This window comes from Luedemannella flava, assembly GCF_039528515.1.
Classification (GTDB): Bacteria; Actinomycetota; Actinomycetes; order Mycobacteriales; family Micromonosporaceae; genus Luedemannella; species Luedemannella flava.
This window is the reverse complement of sequence record NZ_BAAALT010000086.1, coordinates 23,543-42,506: the sequence shown is the minus strand read 5'-3', so window position 1 is coordinate 42,506 and position 18,964 is coordinate 23,543. Positions and strand designations below refer to the sequence as shown.

Here is an 18,964-nt window from a genome sequence, read left to right as displayed (position 1 = left end):
GCCACGGCCGCCGCCGGTGCCACGGGCGCATGCGGCGCCGCGGGCGCGGGTGCCGCCGCGGGCGCGGGTGCCGACGGCAGGGGTGCTGACGGGACGATCATGGCCGCGCGCCGGGAAGGAGCATCCGGACCACGCAGGCGGTCGGGGCGCCGAACGGTTCCAGGACGACCGTGGCGTCGGGGGCACCCGCCTCGCGCAGTGCGCCGCGCACCACGCCCGCGTGCAGGCCGCACATGGCGTCGGGCTGCTTGCCGACGAGGTCGAGGAACGGGCAGCGGTGCAGGTGGACGACCGTGTCGCCCGTGTCGGACGGCTGCTCGCCCGGGTCGAAGCCGAGCCCGTCGAGGACCGCGAGGACGGTGTCGACGGGCGGCGCGGGCGGCACGGCGGCGGCCACGCTGCGCCCGCTCTCCTGGCCGGCGCGCGCGGCGGTCTCCCGGGCGTCCTCGCCGGCTGCGGCGAGGTGTTCGAGCAGCGCGGACGCCAGCGCCCGGTACGGCGCGGGGGCCGGGTCGTCCGCCACGGCCCGGTAGCGCCAGGCGGGCCGGCCGGACTGCCCGGCGCTGGCCCGGGCCTTGACCAGGATGCCGGCGTCGACAAGCCGGTCGAGGTGGGCCCGCACGGTGTTGAGGTGCAGGCCGGTCCGCTCCGCGACGTCCGCGGCGCTCAGCCCGTTCTCGGCCCGGACCAGCCCCAGGATCTCCACCCGGCTGGTCGAGGCGAGGGCCCGGTGGCGCGGAGTGTCGATCGTCTCCCCCGCGGGCCCTTTCCTGTTGGTTTCCACAGTGCTTAACGTTATAACGTCAAACGACGTCAAAACCAGGAGGGGTGCCATGGCACACACCGACACCGCCGACCGGACCGCCGCCGAGGCGGTCGTGGCGCACCACGCCGAGCTCGCCGACACCCTCGACGGGTACGCCCGGGCGCTGCTGCAGGCCGCGGAACGCGACGACGCCCCGCGGCTGTGGCAGCACCGCGAGGCCCTGGTGACCTGGCTGCACGGCGAGTTGCTGCCGCACGCGTACGCCGAGGAGGCCGCCCTCTACCCCGTCGCCGCCGCCCGACCCGCCGGCCGGCTGCTGGTGGAGGGGATGCAGGCCGAGCACGCCGCGATCGGCGGCCTGGTCCACGAGGTGGAGAACGCGGCGACCGCCGTGGCCCTGGCGGCCGCGGCGCGGGCCCTCGCGGCCGTCTTCGCGGTCCACCTGATCAAGGAGAACGAGCTCGTGGTGCCGCTGCTCGTCGAAGCGTCCGACGTTTCGCTGGCCGGCCTGCTCGACGGCATGCACGACCTGATCGGCGCGCCGTCGGCCGGCGGCGGCGAGTGCGGCGGCTGCGGCTGCGGCGCCGCGCAGGACCCGCGGTCCCGGGACCGGTCGACGGTCGGATCGTGACCTTCGGCCCTGCCCGGAGGACCCATTTACACAGAGGCTTACGCCACCGACCACGGGGGAAGGAGTTCCGCCATGTGCAATTACTGCGGCTGCCGCGAGTTCCCACTCATCGGCCGTCTCAGCGACGAGCACGAGGCGATCAGCAACGCCGCCGGCCGGCTGCGCCGGGCGATCCTGGCCGCGGACGCCGACCGGCTCCCGGCGTTCGACGCCCTCCTGGAGCTCCTCCTGCCCCACACCGCGACCGAGGAGGTGGGCCTGTTCACCGAGCTGCGCGCCGAGGGATCCCTGACCTCGGCGGTCGACGACCTGTGTGCCGAGCACGACGACATCCACGGCGTGCTCGGCGCGCTGGACCGGGCGGCGCCCGACTGGGCGCCCGTCCTGGCCGCGCTCGACCGGCTGCACCGGCACATCGACAACGAGGAGCACGGGCTGTTCCCGGCGGCGGTGATCGCGCTGCCGATCTCCGCGTGGGACCGGATCACGCCGGCGGCCGCGTCGCCCTGACCAGCCGAAACGCCGGCGCCAGGGCACCGAGAACGTCGATGATAACCATAAATCAGGCTTAACAGCCACGAGGAAGGACACGTTCGAGATGGCGGACGCGGGACGGGCGTTGTTGGCGGTGGGCGGCCTGGTCCGCCGCGCCGAGGTGTCGCCCGACGGCCGGGCGCTGTACCAGATCGGCGGCCGGGAGGCCGACACCTTCTACCGCGACCGGTGGTCCTACGACAAGGTGGTCCGCTCGACCCACGGCGTGAACTGCACGGGCTCCTGCTCGTGGAAGGTCTACGTCAAGGACGGGATCATCACCTGGGAGCAGCAACAGACCGACTACCCCAGCGTGGGGCCCGACCGGCCGGAGTACGAGCCGCGCGGCTGCCCCCGGGGCGCGGCCTTCTCCTGGTACACGTACTCCCCCACCCGGGTGCGCTACCCGTACGCCCGGGGGGTTCTCGTGGAGATGTTCCGCGAGGCGAAGTCGCGTCTCGGCGACGCGGTCGCGGCGTGGGCGGACATCCAGACCGACCCGGTGCGCCGCCGGCAGTACCAGCAGGCGCGCGGCAAGGGCGGCCTGGTCCGCGTCACCTGGGACGAGGCGCAGGAGATCGTCGCCGCCGCCCACGTGTACGCGATCAAGACCTACGGCCCGGACCGGGTGGCGGGCTTCTCCCCCATCCCGGCCATGTCGATGGTGTCGCACGCGACCGGCGCCCGGTTCATGAGCCTCATCGGCGCGACCATGCTGTCGTTCTACGACTGGTACGCCGACCTGCCGGTGGCCTCGCCGCAGATGTTCGGCGACCAGACCGACGTGCCCGAGTCCGGCGACTGGTGGGACGCGTCCTACCTGATCATGTGGGGCTCGAACGTGCCGGTGACCCGCACGCCCGACGCCCACTGGATGGCCGAGGCCCGCTACCGGGGCCAGAAGGTCGTCGTGGTCTCCCCCGACTACGCCGACAACGTCAAGTTCGCCGACGACTGGCTGCCCGCCCAGCCCGGCACCGACGGGGCGCTCGCGATGGCCATGGGCCACGTGATCCTCAAGGAGTTCTTCGTCGACCGGACCACGCCCCGCTTCGCCGACTACGTCAGCCGCTACACCGACCTGCCCTACCTGGTCGCGCTGGAGCCCGCCGAGGACGGCGGCTACCGGCCCGGCAAGTTCCTCACGGCCGCCGACCTGGGCCACCTCGACAACGAGGCCGCCTTCCGCCCGTTGCTCTGGGACGCCGTCACCGACGCGCCCGTCGCGCCCAACGGATCGCTCGGCGACCGGTACAGCGAGGCGGGCGTCGGGAAGTGGAACCTCGACCTCGGCGCCATCGAACCGCGGCTGAGCTGCGCCGGCGGCGAGGCGGTGGAGGTGTCGCTGCCCCGTTTCGACACGGAGTCCGCGACGGTCATGCGCCGCGGCGTGCCGACGGCCACCGCGGCGGGCAAGCTCGTCACCACCGTGTACGACCTGATGCTCGCGCAGTACGGGGTGGCCCGCCCCGGCCTGCCCGGCCAGTGGCCGGCCGACTTCGACGACCCCGACCAGCCCTACACGCCGGCCTGGCAGGAGCCGATCACCGGCGTGCCGGCCGGCGCGGTGACCCGCATCGCCCGCGAGTTCGCCGACAACGCCGAGCGCTCCGGCGGCCGGTCGATGATCCTCATGGGCGCGGGGACGAACCACTGGTTCCACTCCGACACGATCTACCGGGCGATGCTCGCCCTGACCACGTTGACCGGGTGCCAGGGCGTCAACGGGGGCGGCTGGGCCCACTACGTCGGTCAGGAGAAGTGTCGCCCGGTAACCGGCTGGGCCCAACTGGCGTTCGGGCTGGACTGGTCGCGGCCGCCCCGACAGATGATCGGGACCGCGTTCTGGTACCTGCACACCGACCAGTGGCGCTACGACCAGTACGACGCCGGCGCCATCGCCTCGCCGCTCGCCAAGGGCGCCTTCGCGGGCCGGCACACCGCCGACCTGCTGGCCCAGTCGGCGCGGCTGGGCTGGATGCCGTCGATGCCGACGTTCAACCGCAACCCGCTCGACGTGGCCGACGAGGCCCTGGCGGCGAGCCCCGACAACCCTGCCGGCCACGTGGCGGACGCCCTGGTGTCCGGCGACCTCGGGTTCGCCATCGAGGACCCGGACGCGCCGCAGAACTGGCCACGGGTGCTCACCGTGTGGCGCGCCAACCTGCTCGGCTCGTCGGCGAAGGGCAACGAGTACTTCCTGCGGCACCTGCTCGGCACGTCCGCGAACCTGCGCGCGACCGAGGCCCCACCCGAGAAACGGCCGAGGGACGTGACGTGGCGGGACGAGGCCCCCGAGGGCAAGCTCGACCTGCTGCTGTCGCTGGACTTCCGGATGACGTCGACGACGCTGTTCTCCGACGTCGTGCTCCCGGCCGCGACCTGGTACGAGAAGCACGACCTGAGCACCACCGACATGCACCCGTTCATCCACGCGTTCACCCCGGCGATCAACCCGCCGTGGCAGACCCGGACGGACTTCACCATCTTCCACGGCATCGCCAAGGCGTTCTCCGCGCTGGCGGCGACGCACCTGGGCGTACGCAAGGATCTGGTCGCGGCGCCGCTGCTACACGACACGCCCGATGCCCTGGCCACCCCGCACGGGATCGTGCGCGACTGGCGCGACGGCACGACCCCGGCGACCCCCGGCGTGACCATGCCGAAGTTCATCGTGGTCGAGCGGGACTACGGGGCCATCGCCGACAAGATGGCCGCGCTCGGCCCGCTGCTCGACCGGCTGGGCACCACCACCAAGGCCGTGACCGTCGACGTGAACCCCGAGATCAAGCTGCTCGGCGAGATCAACGGCCGGGTGAACGGCGGCGTCGCGGACGGTCGGCCCCGGCTGGACACCGACATCCGGGCGTGCGAGACGATCCTCGCCCTGTCCGGCACCACCAACGGCCGGGTCGCCACCGAGGGCTTCGAGTTCCTCGAGCGGCGCACCGGCCAGCGGCTGGCGGACCTCGCCGCCGAGCACGAGGGCAAGAAGATCCGCTTCGCGGACACGCAGTCGCGGCCCGTGCCGGTCATCACCAGCCCGGAGTGGTCGGGCAGCGAGCACGGCGGGCGCCGGTACTCGCCGTTCACCATCAACACCGAGCGGCTCAAGCCGTGGCACACGCTCACCGGCCGGCAGCACTTCTACCTCGACCACGACTGGATGAGCGAGCTGGGCGAGGAGCTGCCCGTGTTCCGGCCGCCGCTGGACATGCACAAGCTGTTCGGCGAGCCGCGCCTGGGCCGCAACGGGGAGCTGGAGCTGACGGTGCGCTACCTGACGCCGCACTCCAAGTGGTCCATCCACTCCGAGTACCAGGACAACCTGATCATGCTGACGCTCTCGCGCGGCGGCCCGACGATGTGGATGTCCGAGGTGGACGCCCAGAAGGTCGGCATCAGGGACAACGACTGGATCGAGGCGGTCAACCGCAACGGCGTCGTCGTCTGCCGGGCCGTGGTCACGCACAAGATGCCCGAGGGCACGGTCTACATGTACCACGCCCAGGAGCGCGTCATCGACGTGCCGAAGGCGGAGATCAACGGGCGCCGGGGCGGCATCCACAACTCGCTGACCCGCCTGCTCATCAAGCCGAGCCACATCATCGGCGGGTACGCGCAGCTCGCGTTCGCCTTCAACTACCTCGGCCCCACCGGTAACCAGCGCGACGAGGTCACCGTGATCCGCCGTCGCTCGCAGGAGGTGACCTACTGATGCGCGTCATGGCGCAGATGTCGATGGTGATGAACCTCGACAAGTGCATCGGCTGCCACACGTGCTCGGTGACGTGCAAGCAGGCGTGGACCAACCGCTCCGGCGTGGAGTACGTCTGGTTCAACAACGTCGAGTCGCGGCCCGGCCAGGGGTACCCGCGCACGTACGAGAACCAGGACCGGTGGCAGGGCGGCTGGGTCCGGACGAAGACCGGGCGGCTCAAGCCGCGCGCCGGCGGCCGGATCCGCAAGCTGTTCTCCATCTTCGCCAACCCGAAGCTGCCGTCCATGCAGGACTACTACGAGCCGTGGACGTACGACTACGAGCACCTGCTGACCGCCCCGGCCGGCGAGGACACGCCGGTGGCCCGGCCGAAGTCGCTGCTCACCGGCGAGGACACGAAGATCACCTGGTCGGCGAACTGGGACGACTCGCTCGCGGGCGGCAACGAGGTCGCGTCCGGCGACCCGATCCTCGCCCAGGTCTCGGGCAAGGTGAAGCAGGAGTACGAGAACGCCTTCCTGTTCTTCCTGCCCCGCATCTGCGAGCACTGCCTCAACCCGTCGTGCGCCGCGTCGTGCCCGTCGGGCGCGATCTACAAGCGGGCCGAGGACGGCATCGTCCTGGTCGACCAGGACCGCTGCCGGGGCTGGCGGATGTGCGTGACCGGGTGCCCGTACAAGAAGGTGTACTTCAACCACCGCACCGGCAAGGCGGAGAAGTGCACGTTCTGCTTCCCGCGCATCGAGCTCGGCCAGCCGACGATCTGCTCGGAGACGTGCGTGGGGCGGCTGCGCTACATCGGCCTCATGCTCTACGACGCCGACGCCGTGGAGAAGGCCGCCGCCGTCGAGAACGAGCACGACCTCTACGACGCGCAGCGCTCCGTGTTCCTGGACCCGACCGACCCGCGCGTCATCGAGGCCGCGCGCCGCGACGGCATCCCCGAGGACTGGATCGAGGCCGCCCAGCGCTCGCCGATCTGGCAACTGATCATGAAGTACGAGGTGGCGCTGCCGCTGCACCCGGAGTACCGGACCATGCCGATGGTCTGGTACATCCCGCCGCTGTCGCCGGTCGTGGACGTGCTGCGCGAGACGGGCCACGACGGCGAGAACGTCGACAACATCTTCGGTGCCGTCGACGCGCTGCGCATCCCGATCGACTACCTGGCCGGCCTGTTCACCGCGGGCGACCCGCTGCCCGTGCGCAACGTGCTGCGCCGGCTGGGCGCGATGCGGGCCTACCAGCGCCGGGTCAACCTCGGCGAGGAGCGCGACGAGGACATCGCCGCCGCCGTCGGCATGACCGGCCAGCAGATCGACGACATGTACCGGCTGCTCGCCGTCGCCAAGTACGAGGACCGTTACGTCATCCCCGCCGCGCACGCCGAGGACGCGCACCGCCTCGAACAGCTCGGCACCGAGTGCAGCCTGGAGTACGAGGGCGGCCCCGGCATGGGCGGCGGCGGCCCGTACGGGCAGGGCCCGTTCGGCGAGTCGTCCGGCACCCCGCAGCCGATCTTCGACGAGAACTTCCACATGCTGCGCAACCGGCAGACCGCCGACACGATGGCCGCCCCGGAGGACAAGCACGCCCGCGTCAACCTGCTCAACTGGGACGGCAAGGGCACGCCCGACGGTCTGTTCCCGCCCAAGGAGGACAAGTGAACGCCGTGGCCGCGCGGGCGGCCTCGCTCCTGCTGCGCTATCCCGACGAGGCGGTGCTCGCCGCGCTGCCGCTGGTCCGCGACGCGCTGGCCGAACTGCCGGCGTCGTTGGCGGACCCGCTGCGGGCGGTCGCCGACCACCGGGCCGGCGCCGACCCGCGGACGCTCGCCACCGAGTATGTGGAGCTGTTCGACTTCCGGCGCCGGTGCTGCCTGCACCTGACCTACTACACGTCCGGCGACACGCGTCGGCGCGGCGAGGCCCTCGTGGGGTTCGCCGCCGCGTACAAGGCGGCGGGCCTGGAGGTCGTCGACGGTGAACTGCCCGACTACCTGCCGGCCGTGCTCGACCTGGCGGCCGCCCACGACGGTGGCTGGCGGCTGCTGCGCGACCACCGCGTCGGCCTCGACCTGCTCGCCAAGGCCCTCGCCAAGGAGAACTCGGTCTACCGCCACGCCGTCGAGGCCGTGCTCCTCATGCTCCCCCTCGCCAGCGCGGCCGACCTGGCCGCCATGGCGACCCTGGCCCGCACCGGTCCGCCGGTCGAGGAGGTCGGGCTTGAACCGTTCGGACTCGTGGACACGACCGGAGGTCGTCGATGAAGGTCCTGCTCTGGGTCGTCTTCCCCTACCTGTGCCTGACGATCCTCGTCGGCGGCGTCATCTGGCGCTACAAGTACGACAAGTTCGGCTGGACCACCCGCTCGTCGCAGCTGTACGAGAACCGGATCCTGCGCTGGGGCAGCCCGCTGTTCCACGTCGGCGTCATCATGGTCCTCTTCGGACACATCGGCGGCCTGCTCGTCCCCAAGGCGTGGACCGAGGCGGTCGGCATCACCGAGCACATCTACCACCTGTCGGCGGTGTTCATCGGCACCGTGGCCGGCCTGTGCACGTTGATCGGCCTGTCGATCCTCGTCCTGCGCCGCCGCCTCACCGGCCCGGTGTTCGCCGCGACCACCAAGAACGACAAGGCGATGTACCTCGTCCTGCTCGGCGTCATCGTGCTCGGCCTGCTCGCCACGTTGAAGGCGAACGTGGCCGGCGACGGCTACGACTACCGCGAGACGATCTCGCCCTGGTTCCGGTCGCTGTTCTACCTGCGCCCGGACCCGGACATCATGGCCGGCGTCCCGGTGAGCTTCCAGTTCCACATCCTCGCCGCGTTCGCGCTGTTCGCGTTCTGGCCGTTCACCCGCCTCGTGCACGCCTTCAGCGCCCCGATCGGCTACCTCACCCGCCCGTACGTCGTATACCGCAGCCGCGACACCCGTCCCGGCCTGCGCCCGTCCCGGCCCGGTTGGGAGGGTCCGCCGCGCGCCCCCACCGCCGGCGGCAGCCCCACCCGATCACGCCGCTAGTAGTGCTTTGTTAGGTTGGCGTGTCGTTGGGGTCGCTGGGTGATGTGCGTAGTTTCAACCTCCAGTGACCCCTGACGAGCTTTCGGTTGTGCGGCAACGTCTTGAGGCGTTCGCGGCGGATGTCTTTGTGCCTTTGGCCCGGTCGGATCAGCGGGCCAAGGGTGTGACGTATCTGCGAGGGCTGTTGCTGGATGGGCGGCAGCGGGACCGGCCGCGGTCCGTGCTGCGAAGGCCCGACAGCGCAAGACGTTGAAGAACGCGCCGCGCGTGACCGCGCCCGCGCCAGCTGGTCGCGACGCCCCCGCCGAGGTGGATGTCGAGGCGGTGACGAAGGCGGCGCGACTGCGTCGAGAGCGGTGCGCGATCCCGGACGAGGAGAACCACCGCCCGAAGTGGGCCTTGGCCGTGGAGATGCTCGACGCGCTTGCCGCGCACGGGCTGCGCCCGCCGTTGCTGGCCGCGGACGCCGGCTATGGTGACAACTGACGACGCACTCAACTTGGCCGAGCACGTCGCCGCCGCCGGCCGCGACACGGCCCTCACCGTCTCCTGGCGTGAGGGCAGCAAAGGCCTGCTCACCTCCCAGTTCGTGCTGCTGCGCGTCCGGCCGGCCGGGCATCGCATCCCGCGCGACCTCAACGGCAGCCTGCCCGAACGGTGGCTGATCGCCGAATCGCCCGACACCGAGCCCGAACCCGTCACCTACTGGCGATCCAGCCAGCCCGCCGACACCAGCCCGACCGAGCTGATCCACACCGCGAAGATCCGCCCGGAAGGGCGCGATGCTCAACCTCGTCCTCGCCACTGTCGGGTTCCTGGTCAACTTGGGGCGTGGGCGTTGCTCGGGCCACTCGGCCCCGGCGCCCCGAGATCAGGGCCTGCTGGATGGACTCTCAAGGCTCATCGGGGCCCCTCGGCGCGATGTCGAACAATTGGTTCGCGTGAACGTGAGCGTGACACAGGTTGGGACCGACGAAAGGCTTCAGCGAGATCTCGACATCGTCCTCGCCCATCTGGGCCAACGCCCCGACCAGCAGACCCCGGTGGATACCGCACACCACTTCAGGGTAGACACGGGCCAGGTCCAGGAACGGGCAGTCGACCAGGTCGATTCGGCACGATCGCCCGCCGCCGGTCGTACTCACGTCGGCGCTGTAGCCCCAACGCCGCAGTATGTCCATGAGCCGGCCGATCTTCGTCAGCCAGGCGCCGGGGGTGGCCGCCGGACCGGTCCGTTCCAGCTCGACGTGCTCCTGAATCCAGCGTGCGCCCGTCTGTTCGGGGGTAACGTTCGAGTCGAACGCCTCTGAGAGAAGTCCCGCCAGCAACTTCAGATGGGTCGCAGACCGGTCGGGCCGGTCTGCCTCCGGCGCGAGGACGTAGACCTTGCGGGGTCGCCCGACACCGAACGCCGTCGTGAAGTGCGACAGCACGAGCCCTGCGTGTTCAAGCTGATCAAGATGGAAGCGCATGGTCGTGACGTGCATACCGAGTTCCTGAGCGAGCTGGACTGCGGTCGCTCCTCCCGCCTCTACAACCTTCTCCCCAGGTTCGCCCCCGCGTGCAGCGACCCGCTCCAGGGCATCGACGATCGCACGCCGCACCGGCGACGTGAGTAGGGCCGCAGCGGTCTCCTCCGACTTCGTTCGTTGCGCCCGCACCTGCCTCACGATCTCGAGCACCTCCAGGACTGCCCATAGTTCAAAAGACCCTATTTAAAGGACCCTAGTCCTATAGGTGACCTCACGTCCAGCCTGCTTAGACTGCATCATCCCTGTTCAAGGATGGTCATCTCGAAGAAATAGATGATTGAAGTCCGCTAAAAGGAGCCCGATGTCGTCGTCGATCACCGAACCGACCAGCGCCCCGCGGATCGATGCACCCGCCTCCGGCGCCGCGCCCCGTGAGCGGGCCGGGGCCACCCGCGTGCTGGCACTGTCGACCGTCGGTTTCACCCTGTTGTTCGCCGCCTGGCTCATGTTCGGCATCCTCGGCAAGCCCATCAGCACCGAGTTCGGGCTGTCCGAGGTCCAGCTGTCCTGGATCGTCGCCGCCGCCGTCCTGAACGGGTCTCTGTGGCGCCTCCCCGCCGGGATGATCACCGACCGCATCGGCGGGCGGAAGGTGATGACCTTCCTGCTGCTCGCCTCGGCAGTGCCCGCCTACCTGGTGTCCAAAGCTGATTCCTACGCGATGCTGCTCGTCCTGGCGTTCTTCGTCGGATTCGCCGGCAACTCGTTCAGCGCCGGCATCGCGTGGAACTCCGCCTGGCAGCCGCGCGAGCGCCAAGGGTTCGCCCTCGGCGTGTTCGGCGCCGGTAACGTCGGCGCCTCGGTCACCAAGTTCGTCGGTCCCCCGTTGATCGCGGGCACCACCGTCGGCGCTACCTATCTGGGCATCTTCCCGGGCGGCTGGCGGTTCATCCCGGTGCTGTACGCCGTGCTGCTGGTGATGATGGCCGCGGCCACCTGGTTCCTCGCGCCCCACCACGATCAGGCGCCCGGCGCGTCACAGCCGTTGAGCCGGCAACTCGCTCCGCTCAAGCAGGTACGGGTCTGGCGCTTCAGCCTGTACTACGTCGCCTTCTTCGGCGCCTATGTCGCGCTGGCCGCCTGGCTACCGATGTACTACATGGACAACTTCGGCGTCTCGCTGCAGGCAGCCGCCTACCTCACCGCCTTCTACATCTTTCCGGCGTCGCTCCTGCGCCCCGCCGGCGGCTGGCTCTCGGACAAGTTCGGCGCACGCCGGGTCATGTACTGGTCGCTCGCCACCATGCTCGTGAGTACCGCCGTGCTGATGATGCCGAACGGCCACCTGGTCATCGACCACGCCGACGGCAGCCAGACCGAGCACCTCGGTTACACGATGGGTCTGGTTCCGTTCGCCCTCCTGGTCTTCCTGCTGGGATGCACCATGGGGATCGGCAAGGCCGCCGTCTACAAACACATCCCGGAGTACTTCCCCGACAGCGTCGGAGCCGTCGGCGGCCTCGTCGGCATGCTCGGAGGCCTGGGCGGATTCTTTCTTCCCCCGCTGTTCGCCTACACCAAGGCCTGGTCCGGTTTTCCATCCAGCACGTTTTTCGTCCTGTTCGTCCTGTCAGCCGTGTGCCTGGTCTGGATGCACCGCACCGTCGTCCACATGCTGCACACCGAGTCACCCGACCTGGCGCGTCACATCGAACGCCCCACGACAGCCTATCCGGAGGGAACGGCATGAACACCCCAGCACCAACACGATCCGGTGAATGGCTGCAGTCCTGGGATCCCGAAGACGAGACCAAGTGGGACTCCCGGCTGGCCTGGAGAACCCTGTGGATCACGACCTTCTGCCTGACGCTGGCCTTCGTCGCCTGGTTCCTACCGAGCGCCATCATCCCCAAGCTGAACGCGCTGGGCTACAGCTTCAGCAAAACCCAGCTCTACTGGATGGCGGCGATACCAGGCCTGTCCGCCGGACTGTTCCGGCTCGTCTGGATGACCCTTCCCCCGATTCTCGGGACCCGGAAGATGGTGTCGCTGACCACGCTGCTGCTCATCGCCTCCACCCTGGGCTGGGGAGTGCGGGTCCAATCTCCCACGGCTCCCTACTGGGAACTACTGACCCTCGCCTTCCTCGCCGGCATCGGTGGCGGCGCCTTCTCCGGCTTCATGCCCAGCACCTCCTATTTCTTCCCCCGCGCCAAGCAGGGCACCGCGCTGGGCATCCAGGCCGGTCTGGGCAACTTCGGCGTCTCACTGGTCCAACTGCTGACGCCCTACCTGATCGCCGTCTCCTTCTTCGCCTTCCTCGGGGACAGCCAGGACATGGCGGTTCCCGGCAAGCCGGCCAAGGAGGTCTGGTTCCAGAACGCCGCCTTCGTGTGGATCCCACTGATGCTGATCGGCGCCGTGCTCGCCTGGACCATGCTGAAGTCGGTGCCGGTCAAAGCCAACATCCGGCAGCAGTTCGACATTTTCAACAACGTCGACACCTGGCTGATGACCGTCCTCTACATCATGACCTTCGGGACCTTCTCCGGGCTGGCCGCCCAGTTCGGGCTGCTCATGTCGAACCTGTACGGCTCCGGCAACCCAGACATCGTGCAGGGCACCGGCGCCAGCGCCCATATCCTCATCAACGGCTACGCGCTGCCCGACCCGGTCAAATACGTCTTCCTCGGCCCACTCATCGGCGCCGGCGCCCGCGTCGTTTTCGCCCCCCTCACCGACCGAATGGGCGGCGCCATCTGGACGCTGATCTCGGGGCTCGGACTGATCGTCTCCATTGCCTGGACCCTCCCTAGCCTTACCCCGGACCTCAGTTCCGCCGCCGCCCTGGAATCGGACTTCAACCAGTTCCTCTGGGGCATGCTCGCGATTTTCCTCTTCGCCGGGATCGGCAACGCCTCGACCTTCAAACAGATGCCGATGATCTTCGAACGCCGGCAGGCCGGCGGAGTGATCGGCTGGACCGCCGCCGTCGCCGCATTCGGACCGTTCTTCTTCGGCGTCGGCATCACCACCATCGGCGCCACGGCCTTCTACGCCGTGGGGATCGCCTGGGCGGCGATGTGCGTAGCCATCACCTGGATCCGGTACGCCCGCAAGGGCGCGCCGCGACCGAGCTGAACGGGAACCCGCGAAGATCAGGCGCAACGCTCTGTCCCCCGCGGCTCCGGCGTGGCCGGGTGACCGGACCGGTCCGGTCACCCGGCCGGGCGGCGCAGCGTGAGCGAGTGGAACGGGTGGTCGTGGTCGACCATCGGCACCCGGTGGCTGTCGACCACCTCGAAGAGCTCCCGGGCCGCGGCGATCGTCTGGTCCTCGCTGCGCCAGGCGAAGAAGCGGTGCGGCTCATGGCGGTCCCACTCGACGATGCCCTCCTTGCCCACGCCCCCGTAGGCGCCCAGGAAGAACAGCCCGCCCGGGACGAGCACGCGACGCGGCCCTGCGCACGGCCGGGTTCGTCGTCCTCGCCGTCATCGCCCGCCCCACGGGCGGCTGGCTGTCCGACCGGTTCCACCCGGTGCCCGTACTCGTGTGGTGCTTCTCCGGGGTGGCCGGGTTCGCGGTGATCCAGGCGTTCCAGCCGACGCTGGTGCCCGTCGACACGATCGCCTTCCTCAGCATGGCGGCGCTGCTCGGCGCGGCCAGCGGCGCGGTGTTCGCGCTGGTCGTGGTCGGCGCGGCCGGTGGCCTCGGCGGCTTCGTCCCCCCGCTCATCATGGGCTGGGTGTACGGCTCGGAGGGCTCCTACGCGATCGGCCTCATGCTGCTGTCCGACATCGCACTCGCGGCGGCCGTCTACACCGGCGTCAAGATGAGCGGCCTCGCCCGGAAGCCGGAACCGGCGGCGGTGCCGCCGGTGAAGAAGACGGCGGCGAAGCGGCTCGGGCGCGCAGCCGGCGCAACATCCGGGCGTCGGTGAAGCCCACCGCGTGCGCGGCGGCGTCGACCGTGGCGCCGTGCCCGATGAGGTGCTCGGCCCGCTCCACGCGCAGGACCTGCTGGTAGCGCAGCGGGGTGAGCCCCGTGGCCCGGTCGAACAGCCGGGTCAGGGTCCGCTCGCTCACCCCGCCCGCCGCCGCCAGCTCGGCCAGCGGCAGCGGGTCGGCGAACCGGGCGTCGATGACGTCCTGCACCCGGTGCACCGCGTCGTTGACGTGGGCGCGGTGCCGCAACATGGCGCTGGCCTGCGGCTCGTCGCCGTTGCGGCGGGCGTACACCACCATGCCGCGCGCGGCACGGGCCGCGAGCGCCGGCCCGTGCCGCGCCGCCACCAGATGCAGCGCCAGGTCGATGCCGCTCGCGATGCCGGCCGAGGTCACCACCCGGCCGTCGGTCACGAACAGCACGTCCCGCACGACGCTGACCCGCCGATGCCGGGCGGCCAGCAGGTCCTGCAGCTCGTGGTGGGTGGTGGCGCGCCGGCCGTCGAGCAGCCCGGCGCGGGCGAGCGCGAACGCGCCCGCGCAGACGCTCGCGACGGTGCCGCCGGCCCGGTGGTGCGCGACGAGGCGGTCCAGCGTCGCGGCCGTGAACCTGTCGTCCCAGGCCGCGACACCCCCCGTCCGCCAACCAGGCACGAACACCAGATCGTCGGCGGTCAGCTCCGGCCAGGCCAGGCTCGCGCCCAGCGGCACGCCCTGCGCGGTCGGCACGTCCTCCCGCTCGCCCACGTAGTGCAGTCCGTACGCCGCGCCGAGGGCGGCGGCCGTGTGGAAGACCTGCGCCGGGCCGGCGAGGTCGAGCAGGTGCACCCCGGGGGCGAGCAGGAAGACGACCTTCGTCACGCGACGATCTCGTCCACGGTCGCGATGGTGGCGAACCGGCCGGCCAGCGCGTACTCGGTGCGGGCGATGATGTCGTCGACGTGCAGCGTGCGCGGGTCGGCGAGAATCTCCGCGACGGGGCGGCCGGCGGGCGCGTCGCGGTGCTCGATCGGGTTGGTCGCGGTGGCGTCCGTGACGAACGTGACCGTGTAGCCGAGGTCGTACGCGACGCGGGCGGTGGTCTCCACGCACTGCTCGGTGCGCAACCCGCAGACGACCAGCTCGCCCACGCCGGCGGCCGTCAGCAACCGCTGCAGGCCCGTGGTCGTGAAGGCGTTGTGGGCCGTCTTGGTGAGCACCGGCTCGCCCGGGAGCGTCTCGAGGCCGGCCATGAGCCGCACATACCCGCTCGCCGGGTCGAACGGGGTGCCCGTGCCCAGGTCGGTGTGCAGCAGCCAGACCACGAGGTCACCGCTGGCCCGGAACGATTCAGCCAACCGGTGCACCTGCTTGGCGACGTCCGGGTTCGAGATCGCGGCCCAGATCGGCAGTTGCCGGAAGGACTCCTGTACGTCGATGACGACGAGTGCTCGCTTCATGCCCCCGATCCTGTCCCCCGCGACCCCCTGCGCGGCAGGCACCATCATGCCCGGGAGCGGACCGATCCGGTCAGCCGGCCGGGCGGCGCAGCGTGAGCGAGTGGAAGTGGTGGTCATGGTCGGTCATCGCCACCCGGTGGCTGTCGACCACGTCGAAGTACTCCCGGGCCGCGTCGATCATCTGCTCCTCGCCGCGCCAGGCGAAGAAGCGGTGCGGCTCGTGGCGGTCCCACTCGACGATGCCCTCCTCGCCCACGCCCCCGTAGGCGCCCAGGAAGAACAGCCCACCCGGGACGAGCACGTCACGGATGGCGGCGAGCACGGCCGGCAGGTCGGCCGTGGGCACGTGCAGCAGGCAGTTCACCGCGTACACCGCGTCGAACGAGGCCGGCGGGAAGCCCAGGTTGAGGAAGTCACGCACGTGGGCGTCGAGGCCCTTGGCCCGGCAGCGCGCCACCATCTGCGGCGACAGGTCGGTCGCGACGACGGTCAGGCCGTTGTCGCGGAAGAACACGCTGTCGTGGCCGGTGCCGGCGCCGATCTCCAGCAGCCGGACCGCCTTCGCGTCGCGGAGCCGGGTCAGGAACGCCGACCGCTCGACCAGCTTCCACTCGGCCTTGATCTCGGCGTCGCGCATCGCGGCACCGCCGTCGTACGCGGTGCGCAGCCGGTCCAACAGGTCGTCATAGCGGAAGCTCGTCACCGTGCCTTTGTAGCGGATGGGCCCGCCGGCCGCCGACCCGGAGGACGGCGACCGGCGGACCACCGGCTACGGGTTGAAGGTGAAGTTCGCGGTCACCGTGCCCGTCCGGGGCACGGCGAGCGTGTCGGCGCCCGCGAAGGTCTTCCCGTCGCGCCACCAGACGTGCCCGCGCACCCCGTCGACGGAGCCCTCGAGGCTCAGGTGCACCTTCTGCGGCCCAAGGACCCACCCGCGGTACGTACCGTCGGCGTTGACCTCGATGTAGCTGCGGAAGTCGTGCGTCCTCGCGTTGAGGACCGTGACCAACAACCAGTTCTGCTGGGTTCCCGGCGCTGACGTCACCACGCCGGTGACCAGGGTGCCCTTGCGCATCGGCAGGTTGTACGTCGTGGTCGCGCCGACCCGCACCTTCACCGTGGTCGCCGCCGAACGCTCGGCCACCGCGCCGGACCACTGCCCGGCGTAATCCGGGTGCCAGAACGACAGCTTCCACGCGTACGGCCCGAGACCGTCGAGCGTGTACGCCCCGTCGGTGTCGGTGGACCCGACGATGCCACCGGCCTGCATGCCCGCGATGTTGGCGTACGCGCCGAAGATCGGCTGGCCGGTCGCCCGGTCCGTGACCTTGCCCGAGATGCTCCCCCGCTTGTCGAACCGGACGGTCACCTTCGTGACCACGCCCTCGCGGACGGTGAACACCTTCGCCTCGTCCTGGCTGCCCACACCGCCGCGCGGGCCGACCCACTGGGCACCGTGCACGTCGTCGTAGACGGGCGCGAAGAACTGGTAACGGTCCGGGGTGATCCGCTCGAACGTGTACCTGCCCTCGTCGTCGGTGCAGGCGAAGCCGCCGTAGCTCGGCCCCGGCTCCGGCGCCCGGTCCACCAGCTTCGACGCCAGGCAGGCGTTGGCGATCGGAGCGCCGGTGCCGGCGTCCACGGCCGTGAACTCGATCGAGCCGCCCGCCGTGAGCGCCACCGACCTGGTGACCCGGTCCCCGGCGGCGACCCTGATGTTGTCGATCGTGCCGATCACGTGGACGCCGTCGTCGACGGTCACCGAGTACACCCCCGCGCCGACCTCGAACTCGGCGACCCCGGTGTTGGTGCACCGCTGGCCGTTGCTCGTGCCGTTGAGGATGGCGCAGAAGCTGTCCACCTTCGCGCCGGTCCTCGCGTCGGTCGCGGAGACGAGGATGCTGGCCGCGCCGAGGAACGTCTCCTCCAGGAAGACGGGATCCCCGGTACCCACCACGAACTGCCGCGCGTCCCCGGCGGTCGTGGCGCGGTGGTACCACTGGACCTGGCCGTTCCACTCGAACCTGGCCGTGTAGGTGCCGGGCCGGACGGGCAGCTGCCACTGGCCGTACGCGGTCGTCCGGTAGGTCCGGCCGGTGGTCACCTCGGTGAGCTCGACCGTCGCGCCGTACGCCGCCTCGCTGTTGTCCTGGAAGAGGTTGCCCCAGACCGTGACGGACGGGCGCGCCTGCGCGTCCGCGACGACGGACCCGCCCGCCGTCACGGTGATCGTCTGGGCACCGGCCTCGTCATCGCTGTCGGGCCACCACTGCTCCAGCTGGTCCCAGTAGACCTGGAGGCGCAGCTTGTACTGCCCGGGGAGGAGGTTCAGCCGGTACCGGCCGTCGGCGTCGGTGTACACGGCCATCACCCCGGTGCCGTTGACGAGGCGGGCCTCCACCAGCACGTTGGCGACCGGCTGGCCCTGGTCGGTGACCACGCCGGTGATCTCGCCCGTGGCCAGCAGTTGCTCGTCAACGACCGTCGGCGCGCCCAGCGCGACGGTGATCGGGTCGGCGTCGGCCAGGCTCGTCCTGCCGTGCACGTACTGCGTCGGGTTGAACCCCGGCCACCTTTCCACCGACAGCTTGTAGGTCCCCGGGGCCAGGAAGCCGAACGTGTACCCACCGTCCGCGTCCACGGCCACACTGGTCAGCCGGGCCCCGTCGGTGCTGTAGAGGACGACCTGGGTGTCCGTGGACGGGCCTCCGGTCGCGGTGGTGATGTGGCCGGTGATCCCGCCGTGCGGGAGCGCCTGATCGTCGAGGACCTTCTCCTCACCGATCGCGGTGAACGTGAACGTGCCGGCGGACGCGTGGTCGGCCTTGCCCGGCCACCACTGGACGACCTGGTAGCCGGGCAGCATGATCCGGAGCTTGTAGGTGCCCAGCGGGATGTTGACGATCCGGAACCGGCCGTCGGCGTCGGTGCTCCCCGACCGCACCGAGACGTTGGGGTTGGACGCGGAGTAGACGGTCAGGTAGGCGTACTGCACCCCGACCCCGTTGTCCATGATCCGGCCGGTGGCGATGCCGCCCGGGCACCCCGCGAGCGGTGGGGAGGTGACGTTGACGACCGGGCCCGACGCGGCCGCCGTGGTCGGCGCCGCCGTGGTCGGCGGGCACGACGACGGTGGCGGCGGGGGCGGCATGGCGGACGACCGCGTCACGGTCGGCGGCCTGGTGGTGCTCGGCGGCGGGGTGGCGGGCGCGGACGTCGTGGGCGCGTCCGTGGTGACGGCCGGGCCCGACGGCTCCGTCGTCGCGGTCGCGGCCGCGGCGGCGACCGCGCCGGCGTTGGCCGGGGCGGCCAGGGCCGGCAGGGCGAGGAGACCGACGGCTGCCACCGCAGTCATGACCCCCGCCAGCATCGATCTGATCGACATGGTGACCTTTCTGGGAACGCGNCGACGTCCGACCCGTGACCCGGG

At 70.7% G+C, this 18,964-nt stretch carries 17 protein-coding genes; 10 read left to right on the top strand and 7 right to left on the bottom strand.

Annotated elements, in window-relative coordinates; genetic code table 11:
• Positions 1–97: 97 nt before the first annotated feature.
• Complete coding sequence (locus ABD211_RS16170; RefSeq protein ID WP_344131810.1) at positions 98–784, bottom strand: helix-turn-helix transcriptional regulator; 687 nt, start codon at positions 782–784, stop codon at positions 98–100.
• A 49-nt stretch (positions 785–833) separates the two neighbouring features.
• Between ABD211_RS16170 and ABD211_RS16165 the strand changes: the two genes are divergently transcribed.
• The 7 genes from ABD211_RS16165 to ABD211_RS16130 all read left to right on the top strand — a co-directional run bounded on the left by ABD211_RS16165 (position 834) and on the right by ABD211_RS16130 (position 9,165).
• The gene (locus ABD211_RS16165) at positions 834–1,397 is read left to right on the top strand and encodes a hemerythrin domain-containing protein (RefSeq protein WP_344131807.1); all 564 of its coding nucleotides are present in this window, start codon (positions 834–836) and stop codon (positions 1,395–1,397) included.
• 72 nt (positions 1,398–1,469) lie between these two features.
• Positions 1,470–1,907 (top strand): hemerythrin domain-containing protein, encoded by a 438-nt coding sequence (locus ABD211_RS16160; protein WP_344131804.1) that lies wholly within the window; start codon positions 1,470–1,472, stop codon positions 1,905–1,907.
• 88 nt (positions 1,908–1,995) lie between these two features.
• On the top strand, positions 1,996–5,649 hold the full coding sequence (locus ABD211_RS16155) for a nitrate reductase subunit alpha (RefSeq protein ID WP_344131801.1): 3,654 nt from the start codon (positions 1,996–1,998) through the stop codon (positions 5,647–5,649).
• The gene (gene narH, locus ABD211_RS16150) at positions 5,649–7,319 is read left to right on the top strand and encodes a nitrate reductase subunit beta (RefSeq protein ID WP_344131798.1); all 1,671 of its coding nucleotides are present in this window, start codon (positions 5,649–5,651) and stop codon (positions 7,317–7,319) included. Before ABD211_RS16155 ends, narH begins: the two co-directional genes overlap by 1 nt.
• Entirely contained in the window at positions 7,316–7,921 is a 606-nt protein-coding gene (gene narJ, locus ABD211_RS16145; protein ID WP_344131795.1) for a nitrate reductase molybdenum cofactor assembly chaperone, read from the top strand. Before narH ends, narJ begins: the two co-directional genes overlap by 4 nt.
• On the top strand, positions 7,918–8,679 hold the full coding sequence (gene narI / locus ABD211_RS16140; RefSeq protein ID WP_344131792.1) for a respiratory nitrate reductase subunit gamma: 762 nt from the start codon (positions 7,918–7,920) through the stop codon (positions 8,677–8,679). The genes narJ and narI overlap by 4 nt, the downstream gene beginning before the upstream one ends.
• 267 nt (positions 8,680–8,946) lie before the next feature.
• Complete coding sequence (locus ABD211_RS16130) at positions 8,947–9,165, top strand: transposase (protein WP_344131789.1); 219 nt, start codon at positions 8,947–8,949, stop codon at positions 9,163–9,165.
• Positions 9,166–9,572: 407 nt separating this feature from the next.
• Here ABD211_RS16130 and ABD211_RS16120 read toward each other — a convergent pair whose 3' ends face one another.
• Positions 9,573–10,361, bottom strand: coding sequence for a helix-turn-helix transcriptional regulator (locus tag ABD211_RS16120; RefSeq protein ID WP_344131786.1), 789 nt, complete (start codon positions 10,359–10,361; stop codon positions 9,573–9,575).
• A gap of 151 nt (positions 10,362–10,512) precedes the next feature.
• On the opposite strand from ABD211_RS16120, the gene ABD211_RS16115 reads away from it, so the two are divergent.
• Both ABD211_RS16115 and ABD211_RS16110 read left to right on the top strand, forming a co-directional pair.
• Complete coding sequence (locus ABD211_RS16115; protein WP_344131783.1) at positions 10,513–11,901, top strand: MFS transporter; 1,389 nt, start codon at positions 10,513–10,515, stop codon at positions 11,899–11,901.
• Complete coding sequence (locus ABD211_RS16110; RefSeq protein WP_344131780.1) at positions 11,898–13,292, top strand: MFS transporter; 1,395 nt, start codon at positions 11,898–11,900, stop codon at positions 13,290–13,292. Before ABD211_RS16115 ends, ABD211_RS16110 begins: the two co-directional genes overlap by 4 nt.
• Positions 13,293–13,369: 77 nt before the next feature.
• Here the strand turns inward: ABD211_RS16110 and ABD211_RS16105 are convergent, their stop codons facing one another.
• Positions 13,370–13,600, bottom strand: a complete 231-nt coding sequence (locus ABD211_RS16105; protein WP_344131777.1) for a hypothetical protein — start codon at positions 13,598–13,600, stop codon at positions 13,370–13,372.
• Positions 13,601–13,689: 89 nt separating this feature from the next.
• Here ABD211_RS16105 and ABD211_RS16100 point away from each other — a divergent pair, with 89 nt between their 5' ends.
• A complete protein-coding gene (locus ABD211_RS16100; RefSeq protein WP_425560423.1) occupies positions 13,690–14,091 on the top strand; it encodes a hypothetical protein in 402 nt (133 codons plus the stop codon).
• Here ABD211_RS16100 and ABD211_RS16095 read toward each other — a convergent pair.
• The 4 genes from ABD211_RS16095 to ABD211_RS16080 all read right to left on the bottom strand — a co-directional run bounded on the left by ABD211_RS16095 (position 13,979) and on the right by ABD211_RS16080 (position 18,889).
• A complete protein-coding gene (locus ABD211_RS16095) occupies positions 13,979–14,956 on the bottom strand; it encodes a GlxA family transcriptional regulator (protein WP_344131775.1) in 978 nt (325 codons plus the stop codon). The genes ABD211_RS16100 and ABD211_RS16095 overlap by 113 nt on opposite strands.
• Positions 14,953–15,534: a cysteine hydrolase family protein gene (locus tag ABD211_RS16090; RefSeq protein WP_344131772.1), complete on the bottom strand. Its 582-nt coding sequence runs from the start codon at positions 15,532–15,534 to the stop codon at positions 14,953–14,955. Before ABD211_RS16090 ends, ABD211_RS16095 begins: the two co-directional genes overlap by 4 nt.
• Positions 15,535–15,604: 70 nt before the next feature.
• On the bottom strand, positions 15,605–16,171 hold the full coding sequence (locus ABD211_RS16085; protein ID WP_344131816.1) for a class I SAM-dependent methyltransferase: 567 nt from the start codon (positions 16,169–16,171) through the stop codon (positions 15,605–15,607).
• Positions 16,172–16,303: 132 nt separating this feature from the next.
• Entirely contained in the window at positions 16,304–18,889 is a 2,586-nt protein-coding gene (locus ABD211_RS16080) for a carboxypeptidase regulatory-like domain-containing protein (protein WP_344131769.1), read from the bottom strand.
• Positions 18,890–18,964: the final 75 nt, after the last annotated feature.

Excerpts from the sequence above, each read along its gene's own strand:
- ABD211_RS16165 (WP_344131807.1), top strand. The coding sequence starts at position 834 with ATGGCACACACCGACACCGCCGACCGGACCGCCGCCGAGGCGGTCGTG.
- ABD211_RS16085 (WP_344131816.1), bottom strand. The coding sequence starts at position 16,171 with ATGCGCGACGCCGAGATCAAGGCCGAGTGGAAGCTGGTCGAGCGGTCG.
- ABD211_RS16160 (WP_344131804.1), top strand. The coding sequence starts at position 1,470 with ATGTGCAATTACTGCGGCTGCCGCGAGTTCCCACTCATCGGCCGTCTC.
- narI (WP_344131792.1), top strand. The coding sequence starts at position 7,918 with ATGAAGGTCCTGCTCTGGGTCGTCTTCCCCTACCTGTGCCTGACGATC.
- ABD211_RS16155 (WP_344131801.1), top strand. The coding sequence starts at position 1,996 with ATGGCGGACGCGGGACGGGCGTTGTTGGCGGTGGGCGGCCTGGTCCGC.
- ABD211_RS16090 (WP_344131772.1), bottom strand. The coding sequence starts at position 15,534 with ATGAAGCGAGCACTCGTCGTCATCGACGTACAGGAGTCCTTCCGGCAA.
- ABD211_RS16080 (WP_344131769.1), bottom strand. The coding sequence starts at position 18,889 with ATGACTGCGGTGGCAGCCGTCGGTCTCCTCGCCCTGCCGGCCCTGGCC.
- ABD211_RS16110 (WP_344131780.1), top strand. The coding sequence starts at position 11,898 with ATGAACACCCCAGCACCAACACGATCCGGTGAATGGCTGCAGTCCTGG.
- ABD211_RS16115 (WP_344131783.1), top strand. The coding sequence starts at position 10,513 with ATGTCGTCGTCGATCACCGAACCGACCAGCGCCCCGCGGATCGATGCA.
- narH (WP_344131798.1), top strand. The coding sequence starts at position 5,649 with ATGCGCGTCATGGCGCAGATGTCGATGGTGATGAACCTCGACAAGTGC.